Here is an 11,122-nt window from a genome sequence, read left to right on the forward strand (position 1 = left end):
ATAGATATTAGGTTAATGTCAACTTATCGTTGATCGTTTTTATTTTTGAATGAAAGTCCTTGTAATGTTTTTTAAGTTCCACCGCTTTATTTGCTCCGTGGATTGCGGTATTATGCTTTCGATTAACAAAGCTTCCAATTTCTCTGCAGGACTTATTGGTTAAATAAACTGAAAAGAAAAAGAATAAGAATCTTGATTCGGATAGCCTTCTACATCGATTTGATGATTTTAAGTCATCTGCATTGGTTCCCGTACATTCTGTAACCGCTTCTAAAATTTGATTTAATTGTAAGTCCATAAGTAGAGTTTTTAGTTTTACTTACGGACTGGTTTTCGGTTAGATTAGGAATGTGCAAATAATAAGGGAGCCTCAACTCTGATTGTTTTGTCAGATTTTGAAACGATTAAATTGATTATTTGGCTTTTTGAGTTTATTAGTTCTGTAACCGATTCTCGGTTATCAATGAATATTGGTGCGTTTGTATTATAAAAATTACAAAGTGTGTTTATAATATCAATTCCGGCATTTATTTTTGAAGCGGTGTTTGCGTTATGAAACGGTACTCCATTTATAAGAGCCTCACAGCATTCAATTTCCCCACCGTTTATTTGTGTTTCGAATAATTTGAAAGTGACGTGTTCGAATTTTTGATTGATGTTATTTTCTAAGGCTTCAATGCTCAAACGAATGTATTTCTCAATATCAAATTCTTGTTTTTCAAGTTCAAGAAGTGAAGCAGAAAGGCTTTGCTCTTCTTGTTTTAATTCATATATACGATTATCAGCTGCAGCAATTTGAAACTTAGTATTCAATTGTTGTTTTACAATATTGATATTTCCAAATGTTTCTCTTTTCAATTGTTCAAGCTCGCTGTTTGATATCGGTTGAATATTTGCAAGTTCTTGTTCTTTAGCTTGAATGGAATCTTTAATTGAATTGTACTCCACATGAGAAATTAAAAGTTCGGTAAATACCTTTTCAAAACTTGGTGTATCTGTTCCCGAAACAATATTTTGTTCTAGTTCAATTGCAGATTGTAAAGACTTTATATCTTCTGAAACTTTATTTATATTGGTTTGAAATTGCTCAACTCTTTCGGTTTGTTGGTCTAGGTACTTCTGAATGTTTTCAGATTCTGTTTTTAAATTACCGCCTTGTAGGTTGATTTCATTTAATCTTTTAGCCTTATTCGTATTAAAGTTGGTTAAAGCTTCAGCTTTTTTGGTTTCAACGTCTCCAGACTCAAATTCTCTTTTACAAGTAGGGCAGTGGAAGTCGTTCTCATTAAAGGTTAAGGTTTGATAATTTTCATTTTGCCACTCTAAACGTTTATACTCCATTTTCTTCTGAATCTTCCCTAAGCGGTCCGACTCGTAATCCCTGTTTGCCTCAACTTGTTTAAGGTTGCTTTGTGCGTTTGAAAGCTCTAAGTTTAAGCTTTGGAGTCTTTGGTTTAAAGCATCAAGTTTGGAGGTGTCTTTCTGAGTTTTGGCTCTTGCAGTATTTCCAAGCTCAAATTCTATAGCCTGAAGTTTTGATTTAAAACCGAATATTTCGTTTTGAATTTCAGTTTTTCTATTAATTAAAAATTGATTTTTAGAAGATGAATCTTGAAGTTCTTTATCAATTCGTTCTAAATCTCTTTCCCAAAGTTTTAAATCATGTTCTAAAGATTCAAAATTTATTGCTTCAGGTTTACCTCTTTCAGCTTCATCAATACGAGTAGGTATTTGTTTTAGTTCTTCTTTAATTTTCTTAACCTTAGCATTAACCTCCGCTTTTAATTCGGCTATCGTTTTCTTTTTGGTTAATTCTAGGATATGTCCTAAATCATTATCGATGTAATTAACGTTTGTTTCTCCGACAATGTCAATTAGAACTTTTCTTCTGTCTTGCCATTTTAGATTATTAAAGGCTAAAGGATTTGAAATTAGTTTGAACACTTGTTCATCTAATAGTTCGTTTATTTTAGAAGTGTATTCTTTGGCACTCATTGGAACATCATTCCAAAAGTAAATAGTTTCATTTCCGTTAAATTCTGGTTCAGAAAGTCCTCTTTTCTTAACCCACTTTTCACGATGAATTCGTTTTAAAACGATTTCTTCTCCGTTAAATAAAAGTGTTCCTTCAACTTCATTTTCAATTTTTGGTATTGAAATTCCGTTGCTATCTAAAGGTTTGATTTCAAAATCTTTTCTGTCGAGTGAATCTTTTCCAAAAAGTAACCAGGTAAACGAGTCAAAGATTGTTGTTTTACCAAGTCCGTTAGCCCCGAATATGTCTGTTATTTCGGAAAAGTTGATGATAAGGTTTTTAATTCCTTTGAAATTAGTTATAACTAATTTTTGTAATACAATTGATTTCATGGTAGATTTAATTAGGATTGATATTTAAGGTTATGTTTTTCGTTTAATGTGTTAGCAATACTAAGGTTGTGCTGTTTTGCTATTTGTATCAATTCAAATGATTTTGAACTGCATTTAGTTTTGTTGAACTCTTTTTCTATTAGGTTAGAAATTTTATGTTCAGAACTTTGCGAAAAAGTTACTCTACGAAACTTTCCGCTTAATGAGGAATTGTTTAAATTTGTTGTCATAATTCAATTACTTGATTGAGTTTTAATAAATGATTGTGGTAGATCATTTAGGGTTAAGCGGCGATTATTCGTCGCTTTTTTTGTTTTTAAGATTTCTTTTTACAACTGATTTGGAAATGTGCTTTTCGATATTGAAATTTCTTTTTAGCTGTTCTTTCTTTTTTGATGAAATATTATCTGTGTTATATTCTTTCTCGAATATTTTACATAAGCTATCGACTTGCCCTTTCAATAGTTGTAACTCAATATAGATTTTAGACATTTCCATAGTCAGTCGTTTTTATTTTATACCATTTCGCCTTTCGAATTCCGCCTTAACAGAAACTCCTGAGAACTTATTTACATTTTTTAATTTTTTAAGTAAGCAGTGTTTATCTTCTCCGTACCAATTTCTAATTGTGTGTACGGTTACGTCGAATATTTCAGCAACCTCTTTAGTTGCGTATGATTTGTTTATTTTGATTTTCCCTTCCTCGGTCGGTTTTAGAAAATCTCTAATTAATCCGAATGTTTTTGCAGCTGCTAGTGTTGCAATTCTTTCGTGGTCTTCATGTGTTAATGTAGCCTCCATTTTATAGACAGATTATATTGTGTTGATTGAACATTGTTTTAATGAACTTATCAGTTGATAAGTTGTTTTCGATTTGAGATTGCATTGCTTTTTTAATTTGTTGCATCTCGTTGTTGATACGGTTGATCGTTTCTTGATAGTTCATAGGTTTGGGGTTTTTTAGGGTTTGTTCCGTTGCAAGGATTACTCTTGTAAATTGGTTGTTCCAACAACGGAATTTTAATTATATTAGATTTCTAACCTTTAATATAATTTATGGATTCGATTAAAAATGAGATCAAAAACATTATTGATAATGCTTTTGAGTTAAAAAAAAATAATTTTAATAACTCTTTTGAGGGGAAGAAAGCCAAGTCAATTGAATTGGAAAATATTATCGATGTGGCCTTAGATAATTGTTTAGCGCATTTAAACAATAACTACCCTTCACAAGCTAAAGAATTTGCTAATTCGGGGTTTATAAGTGAATATTTAAAAGAGAAACAAATCGAATATTTAATTGGCTAAATTTTCTTGATGTCGATTAATTTTATCTATTATTTTTTTTAATCGTTTTTCAGTTTCAATTGCCTTTGTTAAAAGCTTTTGATATTTTTTATTCCATTTCTTAAATGAATTGGTGTATATGTCTTTACGCTTTATTATTTCTTGTTGCATAGTTTTAAAAATTTAGCGCCACTGCTACATCGAAGTAAGTTTCTGTTTCAAAACCAGTGGCTTTTAATTATATTTGAGTACTAACAAAAAATATAATTATGATGAAAAGATTCAGAGTTTTGGAGTTTACCTCAAATAATAATGAAGAAACCGAAAGTATGTTGAATAAAGAAATTAGAGAAAATGAAAAAATAATTCATTTTTCCGTGAACAAGAGTCCAAATGCTTTTGTTAATGCAACTCAGGGTTTAGTTTTCAGAGCTATTCTTGAGACAGTTTCTTAATATCTTTTAAGAGGTAGTTGTAAATTGTATCAGCTACCTTTTTTAGTTTTTTTGGTTTGTTTTTTTTCTTTTTAAGATATTTTATTGCTAGTCTTAGGCTCTCGTATCTTATATATTTTAAATCAACGTTTTTCATTTTTTATATTTTTAAAAATTTAGCGCAGTAGTCGGTAGTAATCCGATAAACTATTATTTAGCTACTGCAAATGATTAATGCCTCTCAGCAGAATATCATATATAGGTCTTTACGTTCCTTTTTAAAGCGATCATCCTAAATGTCCTCGCTGTACCCGTTCGGGCGTTCACACCTATTTGATGCTACTAGGTATGATATACGTATAGACGCTCATACTACGCCAAGTTCTCTACCGCTTCCCTCGTTGCGGTAATCTTTAAAAACGTATTCTAATTTTTTGTAACTTTATCGGCTTAAGCGATTTGGTATTAGAATTGCTTTATTGATTACAGAGCAAATATAAATACTTTTTGAATACTTTATGTATACTTTTAGTAAAAAAAGTATAATTATGGTTAATTTGTAATGATTCTAAATAATCCCGCTACCAATGAAAAACCTACAAAATAGAATTGATTTCTTTTATAAGTATATAGAAGATAATAAGTTAAGAAATAAGGAGCTAGTTAATTTACTAGGCTTTACTAAAGGTCAGGTTAGTAATATTTTGACTAAAAAGGTAAATCCTTCTGTGAACTTTTTGGATACTTTTGAAGAGAAGTTTAATGTTACGGAACAAGATTTGGCTAAAGTTGAAAAAAATGATACTGGTAATTTTAGTAATTTAAATACTAATTTATTTAAGGCTGTTCCATTCTATAATATAAATGTTTCAGCTGGAGACGTTGTTTTTCTTGACGATGGTTTTTTGGAAAATAGAGAGCCCGATGATTTAATGTTTATTCCTAAGAATATAGATGCAGATATTGCTTTCCCAACTTACGGGCACTCAATGTATCCTGAAATCTCAAACGGGGATAGGGTAGCGTATAAAGTAATTAAGGATTGGAGCTTCTTTAATTACGGTATGAAGTATTTAATCATTACTGCCGAGCAGCGTATGGTTAAGTATCTGAAGAAACATGAAAAGGAGGGATACGTACTTCTTGAGAGTAGAAATAAAGACTTTGAGCCAATCGATATGCCGATTTCTAGTATTCGTGCAATATTGCAGGTTAGATATATTGGTAAGATTGAGATGTAGATTATAAATTAATTTATATTTTAAAAATATGAAGAAGCCCCGCAATTTGCAGGGCTTTACTTTTTTATAATAAAACAAGCCGACTTTTTACGGTCAGCTTGAGTTGTTTTTATTTAAAACACAGATTGCAAATCCGCGCTATCGAGTTCATCGGTATTATCGACAATTGAATAATATTTAAAAATATATGTCATACTGTAAATTACATTTTTTTCATATTGAACAGTCACATTTTTTTCAAAAAATTGAATTAATTTAATGTATAATTCTGTATATATTGGATCATTATAATCGATAATACTATTGTTAAAATCAGATTTTATAGATTTAATTTTAATAACAGTTTCCCCAAAAAAATAAACTTTTACTAAAATATTGCCAAAATCTTCAGTATTTTGATTTTCCAAAAAAACAATTTTTTCTTTATCAAAAATAATTTTTGAAAAATCTAATTTATCTATTCTATAACATCCATTTTGGGAATACATATTTAGATAAAAGAAAATAAATAATATTACTATTTTTTTCATAAAAACTATTAATCTTTTAATAATCCTTTAGATTCTAAATTTAACAATCTATTTGGTTTTTTTTCTTCTTTTAAAGGGAATCTTTGGTATATCTCACCTGCACTGTGACCTTCTTTAAATAAATTGACTCCTTCTTTAAAAGATTTTATTAACTTATCCTTATCAAATTCTCTAAAAGAAAAATCAAAATAAACTTGACTTAATGACGTTCCCTCTTTATTAAAATTTGTATATTCACTAGATCCACCTAATTTCATCCCTAAGCAATATTGAAAAATATAAGCTTCTAATTCTGTACTTATGCTTACGTCTAACTCACCATAAAGTCCTTGATAAAAATGAAAAACTTCGTGCATAACCGACTCAACATCATTTGTACCTCCTGTATATGTAGATTCTCTGGCCTTCATTGTCATTGTAGATATATCAAAATCAAAAGTGTTTTCGTAATCAGTATTTCCTTCTACAATATTCATAACAGATTTTGAAGCAACTACTTCATCTATTACTGCTTTACCAATATTAACAGTATTTGCCATATTGAGTGCCTCAACATTCTTTTTTATAAATGAATTATTACCGCTATATTTTGTATTTGGATTATATGTAAACGATTCATTACCTGCCGTTATAATGATTTCTCTACCATCTGGATCAATAAAATTGATAGGATTATTAGCTACATACACATAGCCACCTATGTTTGGGTACTTCTCAGCCAGCGGATCCACACTTATAAAAATACTTATTCTTGGATCGTAATATCGTGCGCCATAATAATACATTCCAGTGGCTTCGTCTTGTTCTTTTCCGTTAAATTTATAACCGTTATTATAATAACTACTTTGGTTGTGTTCCACCATACTCTCACCAAATGGTAGTTGGTCGTAGTAGTGAGACGGTCTTCCAAAGTTGTCGGTAATATACGAAGAACTTCCTAAATGGTCGGTATGGAACTACTAAGTATAAAAAAATTTATTTAAAATTCCTATATTGCTGCGGGCTTTACTTAATTAAAGAGATACACATAAAACATTTATAACCTTAAATACACACACTTATGAAAAAACTATTACCCTTATTATTTTTTTGCATTCTTCAAATTAGCTGTGGAGAAAAAGTTTCTAAAGATGAATTTGATTCCATCAAAGCTGAAAATGAAAAGTTGAAAATTGAATTGGAGGATTTAAAATTTGGTCCAGCTAAATTATTATCACAAATTAAAAAATTAATTAATTCTAAGGATTATTATAAAGCGAAATCTGAAATTGAGACTTTAATAAATAAACATCCAACATCAGATCAAACGGTAGAAGCTAAAAAGTTATTAATTGATGTTGACGCTAATATAAAGGCGCTTGATTTAGCTAATGAAATAGAAAAAAATAAGTTAGAGAAAGCAGAAAAAGAGCGATTGGCTAATTCAACTAAAAAGCTAAGGTCAAGGAAAGACGACATTAAAGGTATAACTTGGTATTATGATAAAACAACAACGGATTATAATGACCGAAATAGTTTTCATCTTTATATGGGGCAAAGAGAAGGTGGGAAACCTTGGCTAAGATTTAGAATCCAATATAAAAGTGATGATTGGTTATTTATAAATAGTTATATTATAAAAACTGATAATAATTCGTATACAATTTCAACAACTCGTGATGAGGTGGAGAGGGATAATGGATATGGTGGTATTTGGGAATGGTACGATGTTCCAATAGACAATAATCTTTATAATATTGTAAAGGATGTAATGAATTCTAAGTCCGTTAAACTTCGTTATAATGGTAAACAATATTATGATGATAGGAAAGTTTCTGAGAATGAAAAAAAGGCTCTTCAAAACATTTTAGACGCATACGAAGCATTAGGAGGTGATACTAATTTTTGATATTAAACATAAACACCCAACTAGGGTGTTTTTTTATGCCCTAAAATCAGGGTTTACCCTGATGAAAATAAATGTTAAATTATGGTAAAAAAATGTATATTGCGACGTATTATTCTAATTAAAAAGATTTAATTATAGATTATTATTAAGTCTGTTTTGCTTTTAATAATGTAAAATTAGCGCAATATGTAAAATAGGTGAGAGGTATTGTTTTTTCTAGGTTTATAGAGTAAAATAATTGTTTACCAAAATTAGATGTATTGCGCCTATATAAATGTTAGGCACAAGCATAAACAACAGTAACGAACAAAAACAAAATTAAAATTTACAAAACAAACATATGAACGGAGACGAATTTGACGAAATAGATGAGACTATTATTGACGTTGAAGATTCAGAAGATTCTTCAGCCCCAATTATTTATGATATTTCTAGTTATGGAGCGGATTATGATGTTGACGGGCTTGTAAAGCGTCTAAAAAGAGGCGATATTTTTATTCCACCTTTTCAACGAGATTATGTTTGGAATCAAGCCGAAGCTTCAAGACTTGTAGAATCTTTGCTATTGGGCTTACCTGTTCCTGGAGTTTTTTTAGCGAAAGAAGGAGAATCAAATAAATTATCAGTAATTGATGGTCAGCAAAGATTAAAGTCACTGCTGTTTTTCTATGAAGGATTTTTCAATCCAAAAATTGATGATTCAAGAAGAAAAGTATTTAGACTAAAAAATGTTCAAAAACAATTTGAAAACAAAACTTACGAAGAACTTGAAGAAGAAGATAGAATTAAACTAGATGATTCAATCATTCACGCAACAATTATAAAACAAGAATCTCCAAATGATGATAATACAAGTATTTATCACGTTTTCGAAAGACTTAACACAGGGGGTAGAAAATTGACACCGCAAGAAATCCGTTCTGCAATTTACATCGGAAAAATGAACAAAATGATTGCTGAACTTAATGATTATCCAGCTTGGAGAGAGTTGTTTGGAAAGGAAAACAATAGATTAAAAGACCAAGAGATGATTCTGCGTTTTTTCGCAATTTATTCTAATTTAGAAAATTACTCTAAACCTTTAAAGGAATTTTTAAACAAATTTAATTTAAAATATAGAAACCCTAGTGATGAGGAAATTGAAAGGTTATCCTCAATTTTCAAACGAACTTCAGATTTGATTTTAACTAAAATAGGTAAGAACGCATTTAGACCTGATAGAGTTTTTAATGCTTCTGCTTTTGAGGTCTTAATGGTTGGAATTGCTAAACGTATTGACGAAAATATTGATTTCGATAGTTTTGTCAGAGATTTAGATAATTTATATAAAAGTCAAGAATTTGTAGATTCAATTACGAGAGCTACATCTGATGACAAAGTTGTTGAATTAAGACACAAGTTGTTTAACGAGTATATTGAAAATTATGTTCTCTAATATCGAATTAACAAGACAATATACGAAAATTCAAAATCTCATTTTGAAAGCAAAAACATTTGAGCCAGATGATGAATTAAGGTCTCACTTAGCAAAATACTTATGTGTTTTAAGTTCTGGATTCATAGAAAATGCTATTTATCACACATTTAGCGATATAGCACATAGGAATTGTATTCCTTCAATAGTTTTAACTTATACTAAAGGACAATTATATAAATTACAAAATACAAATACTGAGAAGATTAAAGAAGTTACAAAATCCTTTAATCCAATATGGTGGGAAAACGGATTAAGAGATTTTTTACAACAAGACAACCGTAGCACAGCAATTAATTATATTTTTAAGGACAGACACAACATAGCTCACGGGCGAGATTCTGAAATTACAATTGACAAACTTGAAGAATATTTGGCAAAAACAGTTGAGGTAATAAAGTATTTAGAAGATGAATTAGAAAATGCCAGTGCCTAACAATGTATAAGCGTAATGCGGGCTAAAGTGCTGAATTTAAACGAATTGAATATTAATAAATATACTGCTAAACCGAAAGTGAAGTGCTTTTAATCCCGCACTACGCTTATACTAGACCGTTAGGCGATATAATAAAAACGAACCCCATAAATGAAGGAACTAGAATTTAAAAAATTATTTTCTAAGCTTAGCCATATCAAAGCTTTATCAACAGATAGTAAATTTGATGAAATTGTACAAAACTTAGTTCTTTTTGTATTATTCAATTCACAAAAACTAGATCTAAAAAATGACAATGATATAAAAAAAGCAATTATTGAATATTATGGTATAAATATTAAGACATCATTAATTCAACCTGCAATTGATAAACTATTGTTTACTAATAAATTAATTAAAGACAGTACTAATAAAATTCTTTATTTATCTGAAACCTCAAAAAAAGAAATTGAACAAAAAAACACTGAAAATGATGAAATTCAAAACTCTGTAAAAAAGAACTGGTTTAAAGAAATTTCAAAAATATATGATTTTTTTCAAGAAGAGGACTTTAATGAATTATGGACTTTACTAAATAAATATTTAAGTGCGATTTTTGAAAAAAATGGTATTCAAACAATTAATTTTTTAAATCCAAGTATTGTTAAAGATGATCTCGATTATAGGAGTAACATAATTATTTTAGAATCAATTTTTGAAACAGAGAATAAAAAAATTAATATCGAAGTATTTGAAAAGACCGTAAATATTTTTATTCAAAATGCTGACGAAATACGTGCAAAATACATTTCACAACTTGCTGATGCAACGTTTACTAGTTTTGCATTATTAAGTGATGACGAAACTAAGAAATTTCTAAATGGAAAGTTTTCTGAAATGCGTCTTTTTCTAGATACAAATTTCATTTTTGGAATACTAGACCTTCATAAAAACAATGAAGATAGCTCTGCAAAAGAAATAATTGAAGAATTAAAAAAAAATAATCTTCCATTTAAATTAATGTATCACCCCGAAACCTTAAATGAATTCAAAAGAACATTTGACAGTAAATCAATATTATTAAAGAATACAAAATGGACTAAAGAAATTAGTAAACTAGCATTAGAAATTAATCAATTAAGTCCAATTGAAGAACTATATCACAAACAAAATTTAAATGATGAAATTGACCCTACTTTATTTCTAGAAAAATATGATCAAGTTGATAAAATACTAAACAATCTTGGCTTAATTGAATATCATCCAAGATTTCAATCCAATGATGAAAAGTATGAAATTGAAAATGATGTCAATGAATTTCAAAAATTCTATGAAAGTAATAAAAATAGAAAATTTAAATCATTTCAAAATTTTAAACACGACATTACAGTTATTAGAGAAGTAAGGGCATTAAATCCTAAAAATGGATAGAACGGATAAAGTGAACCACTCGCAGCGGATGAAAGTGAGCATAGCAAAGCAAGTA

At 29.2% G+C, this 11,122-nt stretch carries 14 protein-coding genes; 7 read left to right on the plus strand and 7 right to left on the minus strand.

Annotated elements, in window-relative coordinates; genetic code table 11:
* Positions 1 to 7: 7 nt before the first annotated feature.
* From EG240_RS06015 to EG240_RS06030, 4 genes are all read right to left on the minus strand, one after another.
* Positions 8 to 298, minus strand: a complete 291-nt coding sequence (locus EG240_RS06015; protein WP_125018489.1) for a helix-turn-helix domain-containing protein — start codon at positions 296 to 298, stop codon at positions 8 to 10.
* Between the two features lie 44 nt (positions 299 to 342).
* Positions 343 to 2,367, minus strand: a complete 2,025-nt coding sequence (locus tag EG240_RS06020; RefSeq protein WP_125018491.1) for an AAA family ATPase — start codon at positions 2,365 to 2,367, stop codon at positions 343 to 345.
* Between the two features lie 294 nt (positions 2,368 to 2,661).
* Entirely contained in the window at positions 2,662 to 2,865 is a 204-nt protein-coding gene (locus EG240_RS06025; protein WP_158611993.1) for a hypothetical protein, read from the minus strand.
* A 12-nt stretch (positions 2,866 to 2,877) separates the two neighbouring features.
* A complete protein-coding gene (locus EG240_RS06030; protein ID WP_125018493.1) occupies positions 2,878 to 3,168 on the minus strand; it encodes a MerR family transcriptional regulator in 291 nt (96 codons plus the stop codon).
* Positions 3,169 to 3,423: 255 nt separating this feature from the next.
* Here EG240_RS06030 and EG240_RS06035 point away from each other — a divergent pair, with 255 nt between their 5' ends.
* Positions 3,424 to 3,675 carry a hypothetical protein gene (locus EG240_RS06035; RefSeq protein ID WP_125018494.1) on the plus strand — a complete coding sequence of 84 codons (252 nt, stop codon included), beginning with the start codon at positions 3,424 to 3,426 and terminating at the stop codon, positions 3,673 to 3,675.
* Here the strand turns inward: EG240_RS06035 and EG240_RS16460 are convergent.
* Positions 3,664 to 3,825: a hypothetical protein gene (locus tag EG240_RS16460; RefSeq protein WP_158611994.1), complete on the minus strand. Its 162-nt coding sequence runs from the start codon at positions 3,823 to 3,825 to the stop codon at positions 3,664 to 3,666. The two genes, EG240_RS06035 and EG240_RS16460, sit on opposite strands and share 12 nt — an antisense overlap.
* A gap of 98 nt (positions 3,826 to 3,923) precedes the next feature.
* Here EG240_RS16460 and EG240_RS06040 point away from each other — a divergent pair, with 98 nt between their 5' ends.
* Positions 3,924 to 4,109 carry a hypothetical protein gene (locus EG240_RS06040; protein WP_125018495.1) on the plus strand — a complete coding sequence of 62 codons (186 nt, stop codon included), beginning with the start codon at positions 3,924 to 3,926 and terminating at the stop codon, positions 4,107 to 4,109.
* A 566-nt stretch (positions 4,110 to 4,675) separates the two neighbouring features.
* Entirely contained in the window at positions 4,676 to 5,329 is a 654-nt protein-coding gene (locus tag EG240_RS06045) for a LexA family transcriptional regulator (RefSeq protein ID WP_125018496.1), read from the plus strand.
* Positions 5,330 to 5,442: 113 nt separating this feature from the next.
* Here the strand turns inward: EG240_RS06045 and EG240_RS06050 are convergent, their stop codons facing one another.
* A complete protein-coding gene (locus EG240_RS06050; RefSeq protein ID WP_125018497.1) occupies positions 5,443 to 5,859 on the minus strand; it encodes a hypothetical protein in 417 nt (138 codons plus the stop codon).
* 8 nt (positions 5,860 to 5,867) lie between these two features.
* Positions 5,868 to 6,782: an RHS repeat domain-containing protein gene (locus EG240_RS06055; RefSeq protein WP_262674609.1), complete on the minus strand. Its 915-nt coding sequence runs from the start codon at positions 6,780 to 6,782 to the stop codon at positions 5,868 to 5,870.
* 137 nt (positions 6,783 to 6,919) lie between these two features.
* Here EG240_RS06055 and EG240_RS06060 point away from each other — a divergent pair, with 137 nt between their 5' ends.
* From EG240_RS06060 to EG240_RS06075, 4 genes are all read left to right on the plus strand, one after another.
* The gene (locus EG240_RS06060; RefSeq protein WP_125018499.1) at positions 6,920 to 7,747 is read left to right on the plus strand and encodes a hypothetical protein; all 828 of its coding nucleotides are present in this window, start codon (positions 6,920 to 6,922) and stop codon (positions 7,745 to 7,747) included.
* 340 nt (positions 7,748 to 8,087) lie between these two features.
* Entirely contained in the window at positions 8,088 to 9,182 is a 1,095-nt protein-coding gene (locus tag EG240_RS06065) for a DUF262 domain-containing protein (RefSeq protein WP_125018500.1), read from the plus strand.
* Positions 9,172 to 9,657, plus strand: coding sequence for a HEPN domain-containing protein (locus EG240_RS06070; protein WP_125018501.1), 486 nt, complete (start codon positions 9,172 to 9,174; stop codon positions 9,655 to 9,657). The genes EG240_RS06065 and EG240_RS06070 overlap by 11 nt, the downstream gene beginning before the upstream one ends.
* Positions 9,658 to 9,807: 150 nt before the next feature.
* Positions 9,808 to 11,067 (plus strand): hypothetical protein, encoded by a 1,260-nt coding sequence (locus EG240_RS06075; protein WP_125018502.1) that lies wholly within the window; start codon positions 9,808 to 9,810, stop codon positions 11,065 to 11,067.
* Positions 11,068 to 11,122: the final 55 nt, after the last annotated feature.

The organism is Paenimyroides tangerinum (genome assembly GCF_003865405.1).
GTDB lineage: Bacteria > Bacteroidota > Bacteroidia > Flavobacteriales > Flavobacteriaceae > Flavobacterium > Flavobacterium tangerinum.